The organism is Pontibacter sp. SGAir0037 (genome assembly GCF_005491705.1).
Classification (GTDB): Bacteria; Bacteroidota; Bacteroidia; order Cytophagales; family Hymenobacteraceae; genus Pontibacter.
Genome location: NZ_CP028092.1, coordinates 74630 through 95263, shown reverse-complemented (window position 1 = coordinate 95263; position 20634 = coordinate 74630). Strand labels below are relative to the sequence as shown.

General features: G+C 44.1%; 16 protein-coding genes. 3 read left to right on the top strand and 13 right to left on the bottom strand.

What is annotated here, in order from left to right; translation table 11 throughout:
- Positions 1 to 330: 330 nt before the first annotated feature.
- Together C1N53_RS00415 and C1N53_RS00410 are read right to left on the bottom strand one after the other, a co-directional pair.
- A complete protein-coding gene (locus C1N53_RS00415; protein WP_137757455.1) occupies positions 331 to 2676 on the bottom strand; it encodes a tyrosine-protein kinase family protein in 2346 nt (781 codons plus the stop codon).
- A gap of 12 nt (positions 2677 to 2688) precedes the next feature.
- Complete coding sequence (locus tag C1N53_RS00410; RefSeq protein ID WP_371415945.1) at positions 2689 to 3390, bottom strand: polysaccharide biosynthesis/export family protein; 702 nt, start codon at positions 3388 to 3390, stop codon at positions 2689 to 2691.
- A 771-nt stretch (positions 3391 to 4161) separates the two neighbouring features.
- Between C1N53_RS00410 and C1N53_RS00405 the strand changes: the two genes are divergently transcribed.
- Positions 4162 to 5505 (top strand): UDP-glucose/GDP-mannose dehydrogenase family protein, encoded by a 1344-nt coding sequence (locus C1N53_RS00405; protein WP_137757453.1) that lies wholly within the window; start codon positions 4162 to 4164, stop codon positions 5503 to 5505.
- Positions 5506 to 5561: 56 nt separating this feature from the next.
- Here C1N53_RS00405 and C1N53_RS00400 read toward each other — a convergent pair whose 3' ends face one another.
- The 8 genes from C1N53_RS00400 to cysQ form a co-directional block, all read right to left on the bottom strand.
- Positions 5562 to 6872 carry a nucleotide sugar dehydrogenase gene (locus C1N53_RS00400; protein ID WP_137757452.1) on the bottom strand — a complete coding sequence of 437 codons (1311 nt, stop codon included), beginning with the start codon at positions 6870 to 6872 and terminating at the stop codon, positions 5562 to 5564.
- A 221-nt stretch (positions 6873 to 7093) separates the two neighbouring features.
- Complete coding sequence (locus C1N53_RS00395; RefSeq protein WP_137757451.1) at positions 7094 to 7468, bottom strand: endonuclease domain-containing protein; 375 nt, start codon at positions 7466 to 7468, stop codon at positions 7094 to 7096.
- 412 nt (positions 7469 to 7880) lie between these two features.
- Positions 7881 to 9128 (bottom strand): sulfate adenylyltransferase subunit CysN, encoded by a 1248-nt coding sequence (gene cysN / locus C1N53_RS00390; RefSeq protein ID WP_137757450.1) that lies wholly within the window; start codon positions 9126 to 9128, stop codon positions 7881 to 7883.
- A gap of 145 nt (positions 9129 to 9273) precedes the next feature.
- A complete protein-coding gene (locus C1N53_RS00385) occupies positions 9274 to 9630 on the bottom strand; it encodes an endonuclease domain-containing protein (protein ID WP_137757449.1) in 357 nt (118 codons plus the stop codon).
- Positions 9631 to 9835: 205 nt separating this feature from the next.
- Positions 9836 to 10741 carry a sulfate adenylyltransferase subunit CysD gene (gene cysD, locus C1N53_RS00380; RefSeq protein ID WP_137757448.1) on the bottom strand — a complete coding sequence of 302 codons (906 nt, stop codon included), beginning with the start codon at positions 10739 to 10741 and terminating at the stop codon, positions 9836 to 9838.
- Positions 10742 to 10750: 9 nt separating this feature from the next.
- The gene (cysC, locus tag C1N53_RS00375) at positions 10751 to 11347 is read right to left on the bottom strand and encodes an adenylyl-sulfate kinase (RefSeq protein ID WP_137757447.1); all 597 of its coding nucleotides are present in this window, start codon (positions 11345 to 11347) and stop codon (positions 10751 to 10753) included.
- A 5-nt stretch (positions 11348 to 11352) separates the two neighbouring features.
- Positions 11353 to 13128, bottom strand: a complete 1776-nt coding sequence (locus C1N53_RS00370) for an SLC13 family permease (protein ID WP_137757446.1) — start codon at positions 13126 to 13128, stop codon at positions 11353 to 11355.
- A 22-nt stretch (positions 13129 to 13150) separates the two neighbouring features.
- On the bottom strand, positions 13151 to 13975 hold the full coding sequence (cysQ, locus tag C1N53_RS00365) for a 3'(2'),5'-bisphosphate nucleotidase CysQ (protein WP_137757445.1): 825 nt from the start codon (positions 13973 to 13975) through the stop codon (positions 13151 to 13153).
- Between the two features lie 337 nt (positions 13976 to 14312).
- Between cysQ and C1N53_RS00360 the strand changes: the two genes are divergently transcribed.
- Positions 14313 to 15218, top strand: a complete 906-nt coding sequence (locus tag C1N53_RS00360; protein ID WP_168193924.1) for a flavin reductase family protein — start codon at positions 14313 to 14315, stop codon at positions 15216 to 15218.
- A gap of 380 nt (positions 15219 to 15598) precedes the next feature.
- Here C1N53_RS00360 and C1N53_RS00355 read toward each other — a convergent pair whose 3' ends face one another.
- The 3 genes from C1N53_RS00355 to C1N53_RS00345 are packed head-to-tail and all read right to left on the bottom strand — an operon-like array spanning position 15599 to position 18828.
- Complete coding sequence (locus C1N53_RS00355) at positions 15599 to 16825, bottom strand: alanine dehydrogenase (protein WP_137757444.1); 1227 nt, start codon at positions 16823 to 16825, stop codon at positions 15599 to 15601.
- 1 nt (position 16826) lies between these two features.
- Complete coding sequence (gene tsaE, locus C1N53_RS00350; RefSeq protein WP_240773334.1) at positions 16827 to 17273, bottom strand: tRNA (adenosine(37)-N6)-threonylcarbamoyltransferase complex ATPase subunit type 1 TsaE; 447 nt, start codon at positions 17271 to 17273, stop codon at positions 16827 to 16829.
- Positions 17266 to 18828 (bottom strand): bifunctional response regulator/alkaline phosphatase family protein, encoded by a 1563-nt coding sequence (locus C1N53_RS00345; protein WP_137757443.1) that lies wholly within the window; start codon positions 18826 to 18828, stop codon positions 17266 to 17268. Before C1N53_RS00345 ends, tsaE begins: the two co-directional genes overlap by 8 nt.
- Positions 18829 to 19000: 172 nt before the next feature.
- Here C1N53_RS00345 and C1N53_RS00340 point away from each other — a divergent pair, with 172 nt between their 5' ends.
- Positions 19001 to 20233 (top strand): HD domain-containing protein, encoded by a 1233-nt coding sequence (locus tag C1N53_RS00340; protein ID WP_137757442.1) that lies wholly within the window; start codon positions 19001 to 19003, stop codon positions 20231 to 20233.
- Positions 20234 to 20634: the final 401 nt, after the last annotated feature.

Genomic DNA, 20634 nt, shown 5'->3' with positions numbered 1-20634 from the left:
CATCTAAGAAGAGAATTTCTATAATTTTCAGAACAAAAGCATTTATCACATAGCTCTAGTAGATTATATTAATTCTATTTTTGAATTATTCAAATAAAAATCTTACACTCGGGTCATATTAATAAACTATTCTTTAAACATTTATAAATTAAATTATATATAATTTAATCACACTATATTCCTGTATTCATATAAATACTATTTAATTCAACATATAATAATAATGCTAAAGGTGATGAAAAGTTATTCTCAATTATTAAAATATTAATCTGATCGAACTAACTTTTCATTACCTTTAGCTTCTGTTACTAAACTTTCAAATAATAAAATTTAATTTTTAATCATTTTATTTTCTAAATCAGAACCATAACCATAACCATAACCATAACCATAACCATAACCATACCCATAACTATTTTCCTTTTTAGCATCATTTAGCACAACCATAGGATGTTTTAACTTTTTATTTTTATAAACATCTTCTACTATGCCGAGCTGAGCTTTATAGGTATACCCGTACCGTAATACATAAATAGATGAATCTGTAAATGGAGCTAGTGTAAAGGCATCGGCTACTTGTCCAATTGGGGCAGTATCAATTATGATATAATCAAAACTTGCTCTGAGATTATTAATTAATTGGCTTACCTTATCACTCATCATCAATTCGGCAGGGTTAGGCGGAATAGGACCAGAACCAATAACATATAAGCCAGGTACAGTTTCTGATTGTTGTACAACATCATTGAGAGTTACATTATCAGAGATTAAATAATTTGTTATTCCTAAACCTTCCGGCATACCTAAGTCCTGCAAGAGTCTGGGTTTACGTAAGTCAAACCCTAAAATAACAGCCCTTTTTCCAGTAAGAATTAAACTAGCAGCCAAATTTATACTAAAAAAGGTCTTTCCTTCCCCACTCATGCTGGAAGTAACTAAAATAACTTTATTTTCTTTACCTACTGTAGAAAATTGTAAGTTAGTCCTTATCAACCTGAACATCTCAGCTATAGGGCTTCTGCTCTCACGTAACACCACAAGGGTCTCATTAGAGGTATTATGTGAAAGCTCTCCTAATATTGGAATTGATGTTACTCCTTCTATATCACTAATTTCCTGTATTTTATCATTTAGTAATTCTTTTATATAGATAAAGGCAAAAGGAATTCCTAATCCCATAACAAAAGCAACTAGATAGACGACAATTTTCTTAGGGCTAACAGGTTTATCACCAACCATGGCTGGGTCTATTACCCTTGAGTTAGAAACTGTTGCAGCAAGAGACAAGGCAGATTCTTCTCGCTTCTGCAACAAGTATAAATACAAAGCTTGCTTAATGCTCTGCTGTCTGTTTATTTCAAGAAGTTCACGTTCAATCAGAGGTACTTGTCTAGCTCGATTTTCGAAGCGAGCAGTACTTGCCCTTAAATTATCGCGTGTAATAACCAAGCCATTTTTAATATTCTTTAAATTTTCACGAATATTCAACCTAAGATTCTCTAACTGTTCATTTATGTTCTGAACCAAAGGATTATCCTGTTGTGTAGTACGCAACATTCTGTTACGCTCCAGCTGCAATTGGTTGAAATTTGAAATAAGGCCTAATAAGGTAGGATCAGTAATACTTAGCGTACTTGGGACCAATTCATAACGATTATCGTTATTATTTAAATATTTTTCTATGGATTCTAATACATCAATCTGTATAGCCCATTCTGAAAGCTTCTGGCTATATTCGCTTGCTTGTTCTAAATAAAGACGTGTTTGGGAGCTAACATCTGTTATTTCATTCTGGCGTTTGTAGTCCTCCACATCTTTTTCAACTACTGATAGTTCTGCAGTTAAAATCTTTAGTCTATCATCAATAAATTGGACTGTATTATCCGCCACTAAATTTTTATCTTCAATGGCTTCATTATTATAAAATTCAATTAACCTGTTTAAGATATCTTTTCCCTTCTCTTGCACAGGATCAACTACGCTTAATGTAATTACACTGGCAGTCTTACTAACGGGTTCAACAACTAATTCTTCATTATAAGCATTAGCTAACTTACGTATATCATTAAAGTGAACAATTATGTCTTTATGTTCTTCAGGTATTTCTTTTAAAGCGATTACTGTAAATATTCCATAGTCCTTTCTAATCTCTTGCCCAAACCTATGAGTAGTAGTATGATCTATTCTTTCTAATTCAAAAGTGTTATTATCTTTTACATGAATAAAAATTGGCTCTTCATAAGCTACTGAATCGAGTTTATTAATTATTACTTTTATAGGCAGTTTACTACCATATAATTCTACATCTCTTATCCTTCCCTCTTTATAGTAAGTTGTCTGAAGCCCAATATCTGACAAAACTCTTTGCATCAAACCCTTAGACTTAAGCACCTCTACCTCATTATCAACGTTTTTTGTTGAATTAAATAGGTCCAAATCGCTTAATAAAGGGTTACTTAACAAGTCTCCCCCCTTTTTATCATCCTTAATTAAGATAGTGCTGGTTATTTTATATTTAGGAGTTGAATATCTTAAATAAATGAAAGCTCCGGCTATACAAACAACAACCCCTATTACGAATAGGTACCATACTCTTAAATACTTTAGCAAGATCTTCTTAAAATCAATTTGCTCTGACTCTTCAGATTGAAACTGAAAAACATCTCTTTCGTTCATTCCCACTTTAAATTAAAATAACCTTGTTGCAACTACTATCAATACAGAAGCTAACGATCCTATGATAGCATAAAAGCGTGTATCCGTGCTTGCCTGTATTTCCTTCTTTTTATCAGGCTCTACATATATCACATCGTTCTGCTGTAGATAAAAGTATGGCGAATTTAATACCTCTTTATTATTCAAATTTAACCTTGCCATCGTTCTTGCTCCTTCTTCTTCCCTTATAATCAACACATTTTCTCTCTTTCCAAAAGGGGTCATATCGCCTGCCATACCCAGGGCTTCTAAAATATTTATCTTTTCGGTTGGAATTGTAAAAGTAGAAGGCCGCAACACTTCCCCAACTACAGTTACTCTAAAGTTCATATGGCGTATGTTTATGATAGGGTCCTTCACATGCTTACTGATCTCTGCAACTAATTTAGCCCTAGCCTGCTCTTTTGTTAAGCCACCAAGTTTTATACTACCTAATACTGGAAAACTTATATTTCCCTCTCTATCTACTAAATAGCCCTCCTGATTCTGCATATTATTCTGATTCAGGTTCAGGTTAGTAGCTGCTGCACCTGTTGGCAATAACACTCCTCGGTTAAAAAGCGCATTTGATTCAGCATTTAAACTGGTAACCGTAATACTAAGCAGATCATCCGGCTGAATTTTAGACTCAGATCTATTGTTGATGGCTTCTTTGTATTCTGCCTGTTCCTGCAAGTCGCTGAAGTATGCCAGATTTCGGGGAGTACATGAAACCGCTAAAAAGAGTAGACTTAGCAGTTGAAGTAGTTTCACTTTCATTCTCAGTAAGTAGTGTATTAGCTGCGGGGTATATAAAAAAATTAAATTATAACCTGTTGCTATTTTTTATCGTAGCAAATTTTCTCAAATGTAATTAATAATTTCTCTACTTCCTTCTTTCGGAGCTAAAAATTACATCAGGCAGTATTAATTATATTTAATACACTATGTAAATTGTTATACACTTTTAATCATTTTACCATTTAAGACGTATAAATTAGCTAAAGGAAAACAGAAGAAAATATAACTTAATTAATATCTATTTGAGTTATATTTTCTTCTGTTTTCCTACAACCTCCTATCCACCAGATCCCCATTTGAACAAGCTCTTAAACTATATACATTTTGTCCTTGTATTTTTAAATCCAAGTTCGAACATTTATTAAGAGCAACAACCACTACATTACAATCATACAGAATAGTTCATTGAAAGCTTTAGAGGTATATTAAAAGAAGAACTTTTTAATATGTGTGTTGGTATCTCAAACGTTAATAAAAGCATACATTCAAACACAAAATTGGTCGACGTTTTAACCTCACAAATTTAAATGCTTAACTAAGTAGACCATTCTAAAAGGAGCTTTATAATTTATCAAACTCTGTAGAAAACACCTTGAACTATAATAAAAGAATTTAGCTTTGTGTATAAATTCTTTTATTATAGTTCAAATAACAACCAGTCATTTTATGAAAATAGCTGTAGTAGGCACCGGATATGTAGGCTTGGTAACAGGCACCTGTTTTGCCGAGGTGGGTATAGATGTAACCTGCATCGACATTGATAAGCGCAAGATCGAGAATTTAAAGCAAGGCATCCTTCCGATCTACGAGCCGGGCCTGGAAGAGATGGTACTGCGCAACACGCAGAAAGAGCGCCTCTCTTTCTCCACCGACATAGCCACGAGCGTGCAGGGCTGCGATGTGGCCTTTATCGCTGTGGGCACCCCTCCCGGCGAAGACGGCAGCGCCGACCTGAAGTACGTTCTGGCCGTTGCCCGCAGCATCGGCCAGAACATCAACGACTACACGGTGGTGGTGACCAAGAGCACCGTGCCCGTGGGCACGGCCAGGAAGGTGCAGCAGGCGATCGAAGAGGAGCTGGAGCTGCGCGGGGTGAGCATCCCCTTCGACGTGGCCTCCAACCCGGAGTTCCTCAAAGAGGGGGCAGCCATCGACGACTTCCTCAAGCCTGACCGCATCGTGGTGGGGGTATCCTCCGAGCGGGCCGAAGAGGTGATGACCAAGCTCTACAAGCCCTTCCTGATGAACGGCCACCCGCTCATTTTCATGGACGTGCCTTCGGCTGAGATGACCAAGTACGCGGCCAACGCCATGCTGGCCACCAAGATCAGCTTCATGAACGACATCGCCAACCTCTGCGAGGTGATGGGCGCCGACGTGAACATGGTGCGCAAGGGCATCGGCTCCGACGCCCGCATCGGCAACAAGTTCATCTACCCGGGCATCGGCTACGGCGGCTCGTGCTTTCCCAAAGACGTGAAGGCGCTCATCAGGACGGCCTCCGAGAACGGCTACGAGATGCAGGTGCTCAAGGCGGTGGAGAGCGTGAACGAGAACCAGAAGTCGGTGCTCTACAACAAGATATACAAGCACTTCGACGGCGAACTGGCCGGCAAAACCTTCGCCGTGTGGGGGCTTTCGTTCAAACCCAAGACGGACGACATGCGGGAGGCTCCTTCGCTGGTGATCATTCAGAAGCTGCTGGAGCAGGGAGCCAAGGTGCGAGCCTACGACCCGGTGGCCATGAAGGAGGCAGAGCACACCCTGAAAGACAGCATCTACTACGGCAAGGACGAGTATGAGGCGCTCATAGACGCCGACGCCCTGCTGCTGGTGACCGAGTGGCCGGAGTTCCGGTCTCCCAACTTCAACGTGGTGGGCAAACTGATGAAGGGCCAGGTGATCTTCGACGGCCGCAACATCTACGACGCAGCAGAGCTACGCGAGAAGGGCTTTAGCTACTATGGCATAGGCATTAAGCAAGGTGTACAACAAGAAACAATTAAGTAGGAAAGTAAAAGAAAGTCTGCTGCTATCTTCAGAGCAGCAGGCTTTCTTTTACTTTCCTACAACCTCCCATCCACCAGATCCCGGTTCAGGAAGGCTTTAGTGTCATATATAACAGTATTTCTGCTCTTGTAGCGCTTAAAGTCGAAATGCAGGAATTCGTTATGCGACACAGCTACTACAATGGCATCGTAGAGAATAGTTTCATCTACTTCTTTTAAAATCTCCAACCCATAGGTGCTCCTCACTTCTTCCGGATCGGCCCAGGGGTCGTAAATATCGGCACTCATTCCAAACTGTGTCAACTCTTTATAGATCTCTACCACGCGGGTATTGCGTACATCGGGGCAGTTTTCTTTAAAGGTAATACCCATGATCAAGGCCCGGGAATCTTTTATCTTGTGGTCTTTTTCAATCATCAGTTTCACCACCTTATTCGCCACAAACTGCGCCATAAAGTCGTTTACCCTTCGCCCCGATAAAATAACCTGCGGATGGTAGCCCAGTGCTTCGGCCTTATGCGCCAGGTAGTAGGGGTCTACTCCAATGCAATGCCCTCCTACCAGGCCTGGCTTATACTTCAGGAAATTCCACTTGGTGCTGGCTGCCTCCAGTACATCATTGGTATCGATGCCTACCCGATCAAAGATCAGCGACAACTCATTCATGAAAGAAATATTGATGTCGCGCTGGGCATTCTCGATGGCTTTGGCCGCTTCGGCTACTTTTATGCTAGGGGCTTTGTGCGTACCGGCCACAATAATAGAGCGGTACAGGTCGTCGATTCTGGAAGCAATGGCAGGCGTAGAACCGCTGGTTACTTTCTTAATGGTGGTCAGCTTATTTATTTTATCACCCGGATTGATGCGTTCAGGGGAGTAGCCTACAAAGAAGTCGCGGTTGTACACCAGGCCGGATACTTTTTCCAATACAGGCACACAGTCTTCCTCCGTACAGCCAGGGTATACCGTCGATTCATACACCACAATATCGCCTGCCTTTAGTACAGCACCTAACATTTCGGAAGCCCGCAGGAGAGGCCTGAGGTCCGGTGCTTTAAACTGATCTATGGGAGTAGGTACGGTTACGATATAGGTATTGTACTGCCGCAGGTCCTCTACTTCGTATGATAGCTGTAAACCTATAGTGCCTTTTTGCTTTAGTGCCACCACCTCTGCCAGCGCCGACAGGTTTGCTTCCAGGGTTCTGTCTTTGATCTCGCGCAGGTCTTCTACCCGTTGCTGGTTGATATCAAAGCCCAGCACATCATATTTCTTTCCAAACTCAATGGCAAGCGGCAGCCCAACATATCCCAGGCCTATTACAGCAATTTTCGCATTCTCAATTACCAGATTATTTTCGTCGAGCATGTGGAAAGTGGTTTAAGGAATTAGTGCAAAAGATGAGGAAAGATACATGATTTATCTTAAAAGTAGCTTCTGAAGTCTCTCCTCTAGGGGTAGGGGCACTCGAAAAAGAAGGGGTCAGTTCCAGAAGCCCCCCTTTGAAGGGGGTAGGGGGATGATTTCAGGAACAGATCAACCATCATAAGCCCTTTCTAAAAGAGTTTTGCTTGAGTTGCCCTTGGGGGCTAGGGAATGATTTGCTTCTGATTATGCGCTATCCATTCTTCCATAACACGCTGTACATTTGCTAAATCCTTCATTACCTCTTCATCGGCAAACCGTAAAGTTGTAAACCCTAACTCTGCCAGCTCTTTGTCCCTTATCTTATCCTCTTCTGTTTTGAACTTATGGGTATATCCATCTACCTCTATAATCAGCTTCAATTCTTTACACAGAAAGTCAGCGATGTAATGGTGTACTGGCCGTTGCCGCAGAAAAGGGTATCCCAATTTACTTTTGCTTAACAGTTCACACCACAGCCTCACTTCTGCCTTTGTGGATGCAGTGCGCATAGCTCTGGCAAAGGGCTTTAGGCTTTTATTGTACTGGTTGTTTTGCATTAAAGCTGCATGTTATTTTCTCTGCTACTGTAAATCATCCTCCTACCTTGCATAGAGGAAAACAAATTACTCTGCTACTGTAAATCATCCCCCTACCCCCTTCAAAGGGGGACTTGTGATAATAGCCTCCTTCTTTTTCGAGGGCCTCTACCCCTAAGGGGACTTCTGGTTACTCCTTTAAAGAGACTTTGGAAATTTTATTCTGCTACTGTAATCATCCCCCTACCCCCTTCAAAGGGGAACTTTTAGAAATACCCTCTTCTTCTTCGAGGGCCCTTACCCCCAAGGGGGACTTTGAGAAATGCCCTCTTCAAAGGGGGACTTTTAAAGTTACTCCTTCAAAAAATAGACATTTTGGTTAGCGGAAAATAATAAACCCGGCAGGTTATAAAAACCTGCCGGGTTTAAGCTATTACACGATCATGCCTGCAGCTACCGTTTCGTTTGTCGATTCGTCTACTAAGATTAAAGAACCAGTTGTTCTGTTTTTCCTGTAGGCATCGAACATGAGCGGCTGCGTGGTGCGCAGTTTTACCCGGGCGATATCATTCATTTTAATGTCTTTCTCTTCTTCCAGGCGTTGCAGCGTGTTGATGTCCATTTTATAGATAACATCCTTGATAACTGCTCTTACCTCTTTTGACGTATGCCGCAGGTAATATTTTGCGCCCGGGCGCGGAGCCTGTCCGCTTAGCCAGCAGAGCATTACATCCAGGTCCTGGCTCATCTCAGACTGGTTGTTCTCTTTTACCAGCATATCGCCGCGGCTAATGTCGATGTCATCTTCTAACGTAATAGAAACCGACATAGGCGCAAAAGCTTCCGGCACGGGTCCGTTAAACGTATCGATGGACTTGATTTTAGATGATAAACCGGAAGGCAGTGCCAGTACTTTATCGCCTGGCCTGAAAATACCGCCTGCTACTCTGCCGGCATATCCCCTATAGTCGTGGTACTCCGAAGAGTGCGGACGTATGATTGTCTGCACCGGGAACCTGGCATCGAGGTGGTTGTAATCGCTGCCAATGTGAATTGTCTCCAGCGTATGCAGCAGGGTAGCTCCTTTGTACCAGGGCATATTATCCAGGTGATTTACCACATTATCGCCGTTCAGGGCACTGATCGGGATAAAGCGGATATCGTTTACATTCAGCTTGCTGGCAAACTCGGTATACTCTTCCAGGATCTTCAGGAAAACCTCTTCTGAATAATCAACCAAATCCATTTTATTGATACACACGATCAGGTGAGGTATCTGCAGCAGGGAAGCGATATAGGAATGTCGGCAGGTTTGTTCTACAATGCCTTTGCGCGCATCCACTAGAATCAGGGCCAGGTTGGCGGTAGAAGCACCGGTTACCATGTTGCGGGTATACTGAATATGCCCGGGCGTATCTGCAATAATGAATTTACGCTTAGGCGTAGCAAAATACCTGTAGGCTACATCAATGGTAATTCCCTGCTCTCTTTCGGCACGCAAGCCGTCCGTTAGCAATGAAAGATCTATATGTTGCAGCCCCTTACGCTCACTAGACTGCTTTACGGCGGCAATCTGATCCTCAAAAATAGATTTTGAATCGTATAACAAACGGCCAATCAAGGTGCTTTTCCCGTCATCAACGCTACCAGCAGTAGTAAAGCGTAACAAATCCGATTTCATAATATATAATTTATTTCTTAAACCTGATATGTATCACGACACAAGTACCACGATACAAGACTTTTATTTTTAATATTTACTATACCCTGCCTCCACTGAAGACAGCAAAGTTCCCCTTTGAAGGGGGTAGGGGGATGATTTTCTGTTAATGGCTTGCTATCCAGCCTTCAATAACACGCTGTACATTTGCTATATCCTTCATTACCTCTTCATCAGTAAATCGTAAAGTAGTAAATCCTACAGCTGCCAGCTCTTTATCCCTTAGCTTATCTTCTTCGGCTTTAAATTTATGTGTATAACCATCTACTTCAATAATTAAATTCAATTCTTTACACATAAAGTCGGCGATATAGTTGTGTACTGACCGTTGCCGTAAGAATGAATAACCTAGTTTACTTTTACTTAATAGTTCGCACCACAACCTCACTTCTGCCTTGGTAGATGCCGAGCGAAGGGTCCTGGCAAGTGGCTTCAGTTTTTTGTTGTATTGGTTGTTGTGCATGTTATTTTTCTGTTACTGTAAATCATCCCCCTACCCCCTTCGAAGGGGGACAATTAAAGTTAGCCACCTTCTCTATCGAGGGTCCTCCAAGAGTACCTTTGGACCTGCTTTTGTAAAACCGGCCTTCAGCAATTTTTTCTGCCGCTGTAAATCATCCCCCTACCCCCTTCAAAGGGGGACCTCCAAAATACCCCCTTAGGGGGATTTAAAAATATCCCTGGCGTTTTCGGTCTTCCATAGAGGTTTCGGAGCGTTTGTCGTCGCTGCGATTGCCCCGCTCGGTACTGCGTGATGCCGCCACTTCTGCTACAATCTTCTCCAGGGTATCGGCCTCAGACTCTATACCACCTGTAATAGTGATATCGCCCAACGTTCTGAAACGCATCAGCTTTTTCTCTACTTTCTCCCCTTCGCGCAGCACCAGATGCTCCGATACCGGCAACCAGGTATTGTCGCGGTAAACAGCTTCGCGTTCGTGTGCAAAGTATAACGACGGTATCGCAATGTTTTCCTGCAGGATATAATTCCAGACGTCCATTTCAGTCCAGTTACTGATCGGGAAAACACGGAAGTGCTCGCCCATATTTTTGCGACCGTTAAAGATATTCCACAGCTCCGGGCGCTGGTTTTTAGGGTCCCACTGGCCAAAATCATCCCGGTGCGAGAAGAAACGCTCTTTTGCACGCGCTTTCTCTTCGTCTCTTCGGGCACCGCCAATGGCGGCATCTATTTTCTGGGTTTCGATCAGGTCGAGCAAGGTTACTATTTGCAGCGCATTCCGACTTGCATTTATACCTGTTTCTTCTTTCGCCCTGCCCTGGTCGATAGATTCCTGTACTGAGCCCACCAGCAGCTGCACTCCCAGCTCTTCTACCAGCTTGTCCCGAAAGGCCATCGTTTCGGGGAAGTTATGCCCTGTGTCGATGTGGATCAGCGGAAGCGGAATTCTGGCAGGCCAGAACGCTTTTCTTGCCAGGTGCGTTACCACAATAGAGTCTTTTCCGCCTGAAAAGAGAATCGCCGGTTTATCAAACTGGGCAACAACCTCTCTGATCACATAAATGGCTTCGGCTTCGAGTTCCTGAAGATGGTCTAAATAGTACTTATGCATAAATCCTGCTTATAATTTTAATTTCGGTAAAATTTGATCAACAATCATTTTCACAGATTCCTCTATGCTGTGCTGATCTGTTCTAATATGCACATCCGGAAATTCGGGTGCTTCAAAGGGCGAAGATATACCTGTAAAGTTACTTATCTCGCCTTTTCTTGCTTTTTGATAAAGCCCCTTTACATCGCGTTGCTCACACACATGCAAGGGTGCATCAACATAAATTTCTAAAAAATTCTCGCCTATCAGTTCACGCAGCATCTGCCGGTCTTTGCGAAATGGCGAAATAAAGGCTGCCAGCACCACCAGGCCTGCATCGCACATCAGGCCAACCACTTCGCTTATTCTCCTGATATTTTCAGCCCTGTCTCTTTCTACAAAGGTAAGATCTTTGTTCAGGCCCTGCCGCACATTATCGCCATCCAGCACATAGGTAAGAATACCCAGCCTGAACAGTTCCTGCTCTACCAGGTTGGCCAATGTGCTTTTGCCGGAGCCGGAAAGCCCTGTAAACCACAAACAGGCCGCTTTGTGCCCGTTCCTGGCTTCTCGGCCACAGCGGTCTATCTTGTAGCACTGCTTTACAACATGCATTTCCTCTCCCATAGCTGTTATAGGTTGTAATACCATACTATAAATATGATACAAATCACACTATAAATTATGGTAATTGGTAGCCCTACCTTTATAAAATCTTTAAACTTATAGCCACCGGGCCCATAAACCATTAAATTCGTCTGGTACCCGAACGGCGACAAAAACGAAGCCGATGCTGCAAAGGCAATAGCTACGTAAAAAGGTGTAGTGGGCAGGTTAGCACCGTGGCACAGGGCATACACCACCGGAAACACAATAGATATGGCCGCTACATTGGTTACAAAGGTAGTTAACAGCACGGTTATCAGGAACATCCCCAGTAAAAGCCCGCGGTCGCCCCACTGATCGAACACCGGGATAAAAGAATCGGCCACCAGTTTGGCTGTGCCGCTTTCTATCAGTGCTTTGCTAAAGGTTAAAGAGCAGACCAGGATCAGCAGTAACTCAAAATCGAGGTTTTTCTGCAGATCGGACAGCGTTAGTAATTCCAGCCACAGCAAAACCGACACAATGACAAGCAGCCCCAGAAACAGCGAAATAAAGCCTGAAGCAATAGCCAGCACCGTTAAAGCCATGCTGGAAATGAACACATTCTTTTTCCAGGCAGGCTGGTCTTCGGTTTTAGCCAGCACCGAAACCAGGTACAGGTTGTTGTTTTCCTGCACTATCCGCTCAAAGTTCTCTCCGGCTGAGATCAACAGCATGTCCCCTGCCTTGATCACAATCTCTCCTATCTTGCCTCTTAGCTTTTCACCATTGCGGTGTATGGCTACTGCGGCGGCATCGTAACTTTCCCTGAAGCCAACACCTTTCAGGGTATGGCCAATTAAAGTGGAGTTGGCAGGCACCACCGTTTCGAGCAGGTTGACACTGCCGTTGCTTCCATGGTTGGCATGCAACTCCAGCCCGTTACCGGCCTTCACCAATTCAACTATATTCTCGGTATCGCCCGCAAAAAAGAGTTTGTCTTCTACGCACAGGGTTTCACGTGGCGAAACAGGGCTGATAATACTGCCGTTCCGAACAATCTCGAACAGGTAAAGCCCTTTCAGGTTGCGCAGGTTAGCCTCTGCGACCGTTTTCCCTGCAAATTTAGACGACGGACGCACTTTTGTTTCCACCAGGTACTCCCTCGCCTGCAAAGCAAACTCTTCGATGGCATCGGTGCGGGAAGGCAAGAGCCTATACCCGACAAAGTACAGGAAAAGCAAGCCTGCCGCCGTTACCAGCAGCCCCAGGTACAGGAAATCGGTATACGCCAGGGCCTGATCATTTTTTGAGAGAATAAAGCCGTTCAGCACCAGGTTGGTAGAAGTACCTATTACCGTGATCATGCCCCCGACAATGGCTGCAAACGACAAAGGTATCAGCAACTTGGAGGGAGCGATTTCGTGCTTTTTGGCCCACTGGTAAACATAGGGGATCATCAGCGCCACAATGGGAGTGTTGTTCATGACAGATGATACTGTTGCCACGGCTGTTGTCATCTTAAACATAAATGTTCTCCCGTTAGTTGTTTTACCAAAGATTTTATCCAGCCAGCCCACCAGGTTAAAGTTTTCCTTGATGCCCGTGGTAATAAAAATCAGCAGAAAGATGGTGATGATCGATTCGTTTGCCACGCTTGCCAGAAAATCGTTTGTATGGATGATGCCGCTCAGCAAAAGCACCAGTATAGCCCCACCGAACACAAATGACGGCCTGTACTTATCGACAAGCAGCAGCGCGACTACCAGGAACGTAACAAGTAATACCACCCACTGCTGGATTCCGGGACTTAGAGCTAGCATATTCTCTTAAAAGCAGGTATTTCTAAACAGTTACAAATTTGGGCAGCTCCTGCTCTACCACGAACCATGGGTTTAGGAGGTTTTCCTTGTTATAAACCAGCTCCTGCTTTGTTTCAAAATCATATACCATGCAGCCTGCATATTTGGCTACAGCATGCCCGGCAGCCGTATCCCACTCCATTGTCGGGCCCAAACGCGGGTATACCTGCGCTTTGCCCTCTGCTACCAGGCAAAGTTTTAAAGAGCTTCCGGCACTCTCAATCTTCACTTCTCCGTAGGTGTTTTTTCTTTCCTCTACAAAGGCCTGCGTTTCGGGGCAGGAGTGCGTGAGGCTTAGCAGAATGGTATAGATATCGTATTCTTTTGCCAGCGGCAGTTGTGTGGCATGCAGCAGGTATTCCTCCAGCCTCTCCGGGTGAAAAGCGGCATCCACGTTAAAAACGAAACTGCCTTCTCCTTCGGCCCCATAGTATAAAGTACCCGCCACCGGCACATAAACGACCCCCAGCACTGGTTTCCCATCACGCACCAGGGCAATGTTTACTGTAAACTCATCATTCTTCTTGATAAATTCTTTTGTACCGTCCAAGGGATCTATTAGCCAGAAGGCATTCCAGCTTTTCCTTTCTTCATAGGCCAGGTGCGTTCCTTCTTCGCTCAGGATCGGGAAGCTTGTATCGGCCAGGTAACTTTCGATCACCTGGTTTGCCTTGTAGTCGGCAATGGTAACGGGCGAGTTATCTGATTTGAAAGAAATGTCGGCACTAAAATCACCTGCATATACTTCTAAAATTTTCTTTCCTGCCTCAATGGCAGCCAGAATTGATTTATGTACGAACGCTTGCAATGGTCTTTTCTTTTTTGTTACGCCAGAACTTCCGATCCTAGATCGTTACTTGAATCTTTTAAAGTCCTTAAAATCCATTTTCCCTATTTATTTAATAGGAATTTATATGATAAAAATGAAGCTCAGAACTGCTGTTTATCTTATCAAGCAAATGATCTGCTGGTTCAGATACAGCAACAGGTATAAACCTCATAATCTTTTTAATAGCGCGAAGTTAAGTAAAAACACACAGACCTGCTACCATAAAATGAAAGAGTGTTGTGTTGGCGGCTTCTCTCCTGCACAAAATCACTCCAAATTTTGCGTACATTTATCCTGTCCGCCCCATTTTTCAGCTATGGCAATAAAAACGATAAACCCGAAAGAAGTAAAAACAGCAGTGTTTCACAGCATACTTTTAGGAAGTGTAGCACCCCGCCCGATTGCCTTTGCCAGTACCACAGACCGGGAAGGCAATGTAAATTTGAGTCCGTTCAGCTTCTTTAATGTTTTTAGTGCTCATCCTCCTGTGCTTGTGTTTTCTCCGGCCAGGCGTGTGCGCGACAATACCTCTAAACACACGCTGGACAATATACTGGCCACAAAGGAAGTGGTGATTAATATTGCTGATTACAGCCTGGCAGAGCAGATGTCATTGGCAAGCACGGAGTATGAGCAAGGCGTAAACGAATTTGTAAAAGCCGGCTTAACAGCAGAAGCCTCTACACTGGTAAAACCACCGCGTGTACAGGAAGCCCCGGTTGCCTTTGAGTGCCAAGTGAACGACATCATTTCTCTGGGAGAAACAGGCGGAGCGGGCAACCTGGTGGTATGCGAGGTACTACTGGCACATGTAAACGAACACATCCTGGATGCCAGCGGCAAAATAGATCCTTACAAGTTGGATGCTGTAGCCCGCATGGGTGGTGATTATTACATCCGGGCCAGTGGCGAGGCCATTTTTGAACTCGAAAAGCCTGTTAAAAACAAAGGGATAGGCATAGACGCACTTCCTGCTTTTATCAGAAACTGTGATTTATTGTCTGGCAATGAGCTGGCCAGGCTAGGAAATTCGGAAACGATACCCACTCCTGAAGAGGTAGAGGCTTTTAAACAGGAGCCCCTGGTAGCCTATACGCTAAACAAGTATAAACACGACGCTGCACATCTAAGGCAGGAACTAAAGTGGTTGGGGAAAAAACTATTGGCAGACAAACAGGTGCAGGCAGCCTGGAAGGTTTTATTATTGAGTGATATTATATAAGTCTCCGTTCCTCTTTCAATTGCATCCGGATATGGAGTACGATATAAAGGCTTCTAGCGGCTTGTCGTGTTTTCCATTATAGTTGGAAGCTGTTCCCCTTTGAAGGGGGTGGGATGAAAAGGCAGTTGCTAAAAGTAATGGCCTCTCCTCTATACCTAAGCCTCTCCTACGGGTCTTAATCTGTAGCAGTTGGCACTAGTGCTTAAAACTAAATCATCCCCCTACCCCCAAGGGGGACTTTTAGAACTACCCCCTCTTTACCGAGAGTGCCTACCTTGAAGATGAGTTTTACTATAGGTGCATCTTCCTTCCGAATGCGCCGGATATGAAAAGAATAGAATAGGCAAGTCATCATTTATAACGGCTTACCTAATCAACTTTTAATTTCTCACAGCAATCATCAGCCCCAGCTCTTTATAGCGCATACCAAACTTTTTGGCTATGCTGGAGTTGGTCAGGCTGCCTCTGTAGATATACACGCCGCTGCGGTAATGCTCGTGCATAAACAAGGCCTCGTTGATGCCTCCGAATTTAGATATCTCTGTGAAAATAGGTGTAAAAATATTGCTGAGGGCAGTGGTTGCCGTGCGTGGTACACGGGATGGAATGTTCGGCACACAGTAATGTATAATATCGTACCGGCGGTAGATCGGGCGGCTATGAGATGTTATTTCCGAGGTTTCGAAACAGCCTCCCTGGTCTATGCAAACATCAATAATAACAGAACCAGGACTCATCTGGGCGACGACTCCCTCCTCTATCATACAGGCCACTTGTCCTTCTTCCGAAATAAGGGCCCCGATAACCACATCCGCCTGCTTTATTTCATTATACAGCACCGCTTTATCCAGCGTAGAGGTAAACAGCTGCGCACCAATATTATGCTTAAGGCGGCGCAGCTTGTAAATGTGGTTGTCAAAAACTTTTACTTCGGCACCCAGTCCCAAAGCAGCTCTGGCAGCATACTCGGCTACGGTTCCGGCACCCAGAATAACTACTTTTGAAGGCTGTACGCCTGTAATACCACCCAGGATAACACCTTTGCCTTCGTTGCTGATACTTAAATACTCTGCGGCAATCAGCATGACCGTGCTACCTGCGATTTCGCTCATCGCCCGCACAATAGGCTTGGCCTCCGACTTATCGCGGAGCAACTCAAACGACATTGCCGTAATCTTCTTACGAAGCAGGGCATTGATATAATCAGCCGTTAAGTTACCGAACTGCAGGGCCGAGATCAGCGTTTGCCCCGGTCGCAGGTACTCTATTTCATCGTACGTGGGAGGAGCAATTTTAAGAATGATTTCAGCCTCATACACCTCGTTTGTAGAATACACGATTTTTGCCCCTGCTTCCGAAAACTCGTTATCAGAATATTTAGATGGGCTACCCGCTCCCGCCTCTACCCAGACACGGTGTCCCTGGTCCGACAACTGCTTCACAGCATCCGGTGTTAGTCCGATCCTGTTCTCCTGAAAAGACGATTCTTTTGGAATACCAATAAATAGGCTCCTGCGGCGCTCTTCTACAGCCAGCATCGATTCTTTTGGGTAAAGGGCTGGATTGGAAGCCAGTTTTCCAAGCTCTACGGCGAATCTCTCCGTCATTCTATACTCTGTTTATAGTCATTGTTCGCACTTCTCCCTCGTCGGATGGCTGCAGTTTTACAAGCAGGTAATGCTCCGGCAACAGGTTCGGGATCATAGAGGGCCACTCGATCAGGCACATGCTGCCAGACGCAAGGTACTCCAGTATCCCGATTTCCAGCGCCTCCCGCTCCTCATTTATCCTATAAAAATCAAAATGATAAATTAGTTTCCCTTCCGATGTTTCATATTCGTTCACAAGCGCAAAGGTAGGGCTGCTTACGTTTTCCTTCACCCCTAACTGATGGCAGAACTCTTTTATAAAAGTTGTTTTTCCTGCCCCCATAGGTCCTTCAAACAAAATAACGGGCTCCTGTTCAGCTTCCTTTATAAGCACAGAAGCCGCCGCAGGCAAATCAGCCAACGACGACATCTCGATACGTATTCTTTCTTCTACTCTGTTATGCATTCTTAGGGCTAAGCACTACAAATGGTATGATCACTTCCTCTAAAGAGATACCTCCATGCTGGAAGGTATCTTTGTAGTAGTTTACATAATAATTGTAGTTATTAGGGTACGCAAAAAAGTAATCTTCAATTGCGAATACAAACGTAGTAGAAACATTGGCCTTTGGCAAGAAAAATCGCTCCGGCTTTTTCACGGTGAAAACATCTTTATCGGTGTAGCCCAGGTTTTTACCATGCTTATACCGCAGGTTTGTATTCGTATTTCTGTCTCCGATTATCTTAAAAGGTCTTTTTACACGAATAGTTCCATGGTCTGTTGTAATTATCAGGCGGCCTTTCTTCTCAGAAATCATTCGTAAGGTCTCGAACAAAGGCGAATGCAGGAACCACGATTTGGTAATAGAACGGTAAGCCGATTCATCCGGTGCCAGTTCGCGCACCATGTTACTATCGGTACGGGCATGCGAGAGCATGTCTACGAAATTGTAGACAATTACATTCAGCTTATTATTATCGAGGTTGTTGAACTTGGCCAGCAGATCTTTGCCTGCTGCAGGGTTGGTTATTTTGTGGTAGCTATATTTTTCGTTTATCCTGTTCTGCTGCATCTGTATATCCAGGAACTCCGGCTCATGCAGGTTTTTGCCTTCCTCTTCATCATCGCCCACCCACAGGTTCGGGTAACGTTTGGCTATATCTGTCGGTAGCATTCCCGAAAAAATGGCGTTGCGGGCATAGGCCGTAGTGGTAGGTAGGATAGAGTAATACATCTCTTCCTGGTCTACTGTAAAGTAGTCTGAGATCAGGGGCTCCAGCACCTTCCACTGATCGTACCGCAGGTTATCGATCAACAGGAAATATACAGGCCTGTCAGACTCCTTCATCATCGGGAACACGCGCTCTTTAAAGATCTGGTGCGACATCAGCGGCATTTCGTCCGAGTCTTTGTTTATCCAGTCTTCGTAGTTATCCATGATAAACTTGGCAAAATTAGAGTTAGCCTCATCTTTCTGCATGTTTATCACATCAGCCATACTCCTGTTCTCTGTCTCGTCTATCTCCAGCTCCCAGAATACCAGCTTTTTGTAGATATCGGCCCATTCCATCGGACTTAACCGTTCCCCGAAAGCCATACCCAGTGTGCGGAAGTCGCGCTGGTAGCTCATGTTGGTGCGCTCTGATACCAGGCGCTTGTTGTCCAGCACCTTTTTAACGGAAAGCAGGATCTGGTTGGGGTTCAGGGGCTTGATCAGGTAATCGGTTATTTTGGCACCGATGGCCTCCTCCATAATATGCTCTTCCTCACTCTTCGTGATCATGATTACGGGAACGGTCGGCCGTATGCCTTTTATTTCGTTAAGCGTCTCGAGGCCGCTTATACCGGGCATGTTCTCATCTAGAAAAACAATATCGAACAGCTGTTCCTGCACCTTTTCTATGGCATCGGCTCCACTGTTTACAGGAGTTATATCGTAACCACGGTCTTCCAGGAAAAGTATATGGGGCTTCAGCAGATCAATTTCATCATCCGCCCATAAAATATTATATCTTTGCATAGTTTATATTTCGTTGTTTAAAGCTTGGTTAGTTGGACTACTGTGTCAGGTCCTGGTTTCTATTTCATAATTTCTAACTGATGTTACAAAAAAATATTTTATCCTCCTTTAAAGGAGAACCTTACCTGCTTAAGTAAATTTCTACGTAACATCTATTCTAGTTCTCTTCTGCGTGAATAAGAAAAAAATCTTCAACGACCCTGTTTACGGTTTTATCACCGTTCCGTCTGATTTAATCTTCGACATCATCGATCACCCTTACTTCCAGCGCCTGCGCCGCATCAAGCAGCTGGGACTCACAGAGATGGTGTACCCGGGAGCATTGCATACACGCTTCCACCACGCTTTGGGAGCTATGCACCTGATGGACACGGCCCTCAACAGTTTAAAAAGTAAAAATAACGAAATTTCTGATACCGAATTCGAAGCCTCTCTTATTGCCATCTTACTGCACGACATAGGCCATGGCCCCTTTTCGCATGCCCTGGAAACTGCTATCTTTAAAGAAGTGCACCACGAGCACCTCTCCCTGCACATTATGCAGATGCTTAACGAGCATTTTAACGGAAAATTAGATCTGGCTATACAGATTTTTAATGGCACCTACGAACGGAATTTCTTTCACCAGCTGGTATCCAGCCAGTTAGATGTAGACCGTTTAGACTACCTGAACAGAGATAGCTTTTACACAGGCGTTTATGAAGGCAAGATAGGGGCAGACCGGATTCTGAAGATGCTGGATGTGGTAGACGACAAACTGGTAGTGGAAGAGAAAGCCATTTATAGTATCGAAAACTTTCTGGTAAGCCGGCGCCTGATGTACTGGCAGGTTTACCTGCACAAAACCGTGATCAGCGCCGAAAACATGGTGTTGCGCACGGTGCAGCGTGCACGCGAGCTTATGCAGGCAGGGGTACACCTGCCTGCGAGCGACTGCCTGCGCTTTTTCCTGGCATCCAATCTTACTTTACAGAACTTCGAAACCGATCACAGTATTCTGGAGCGATTTGTCTCGCTCGACGATCACGACATCTGGAGTGGCATCAAGCAATGGGCTTCTCACTCCGATCCGATCCTGGCCTTTTTATCAACCAGCATTCTGAACCGAAAACTCTTTAAAGTGATTATCTCCAACAAACCGGTTCATGAGGAGATGCTGCTGGGCATAAGCGAGCTGGTGCAGGAACAGTTTATGATTGGCCCTGAAGAAGTAAAATACCTGATGATTGCCGGAAAAATCAGTAACAACGCCTACCAGTCTGAGGGGCAATCGATAGATGTTTTAACCAAGTCGGGCTATGTTGTTGATGTAGCGAATGCTTCGGACTTACCTAATATTCAGGCTTTAAGCAATAAGGTTGAAAAATATTATGTCTGTTACCCCAAAGAGGTAGCAACCTGGTAACCAGGTTTTCGCTGCTTATACTTATTCTATACTTCACGTAAAGCATGAGCAGCTCTATTTTGCCTGCTGAGGCATCATGCATTGCCTTACTTCAGCATCAGCCATCCGATGGCTCCGCCAGTTTACAATTCAGGTGGCAGAGGCGCAAATAAACGCCTTTACGAGGCAACAGCCCCCTACCTTCATCTATATATATAACTATTCCAATTATTAAATAATCCTTTTTCCTATATTGAAACTTATTTTCCCAAAACAGGAAAGAGATTCATATTTCAAGCCTGAAAAATAGTCAATTTTTATAAGTTAAAGTTATCAAATTGTTTTGGCACCACTCTTGCTAAACGGCCTATATAACTTAAACAGAATATAATAATACTATAATAATTTTACCTTTTACTGCC

Bases quoted from the DNA above. Each gene is read 5' to 3' on its own strand.
- C1N53_RS00415 (WP_137757455.1), bottom strand. From the start codon at position 2,676: ATGAACGAAAGAGATGTTTTTCAGTTTCAATCTGAAGAGTCAGAGCAA.
- C1N53_RS00405 (WP_137757453.1), top strand. From the start codon at position 4,162: ATGAAAATAGCTGTAGTAGGCACCGGATATGTAGGCTTGGTAACAGGC.
- C1N53_RS00400 (WP_137757452.1), bottom strand. From the start codon at position 6,872: ATGCTCGACGAAAATAATCTGGTAATTGAGAATGCGAAAATTGCTGTA.
- C1N53_RS00395 (WP_137757451.1), bottom strand. From the start codon at position 7,468: ATGCAAAACAACCAGTACAATAAAAGCCTAAAGCCCTTTGCCAGAGCT.
- cysN (WP_137757450.1), bottom strand. From the start codon at position 9,128: ATGAAATCGGATTTGTTACGCTTTACTACTGCTGGTAGCGTTGATGAC.
- C1N53_RS00385 (WP_137757449.1), bottom strand. From the start codon at position 9,630: ATGCACAACAACCAATACAACAAAAAACTGAAGCCACTTGCCAGGACC.
- cysD (WP_137757448.1), bottom strand. From the start codon at position 10,741: ATGCATAAGTACTATTTAGACCATCTTCAGGAACTCGAAGCCGAAGCC.
- cysC (WP_137757447.1), bottom strand. From the start codon at position 11,347: ATGGGAGAGGAAATGCATGTTGTAAAGCAGTGCTACAAGATAGACCGC.
- C1N53_RS00370 (WP_137757446.1), bottom strand. From the start codon at position 13,128: ATGCTAGCTCTAAGTCCCGGAATCCAGCAGTGGGTGGTATTACTTGTT.
- C1N53_RS00360 (WP_168193924.1), top strand. From the start codon at position 14,313: ATGGCAATAAAAACGATAAACCCGAAAGAAGTAAAAACAGCAGTGTTT.
- C1N53_RS00355 (WP_137757444.1), bottom strand. From the start codon at position 16,825: ATGACGGAGAGATTCGCCGTAGAGCTTGGAAAACTGGCTTCCAATCCA.
- tsaE (WP_240773334.1), bottom strand. From the start codon at position 17,273: ATGCATAACAGAGTAGAAGAAAGAATACGTATCGAGATGTCGTCGTTG.
- C1N53_RS00345 (WP_137757443.1), bottom strand. From the start codon at position 18,828: ATGCAAAGATATAATATTTTATGGGCGGATGATGAAATTGATCTGCTG.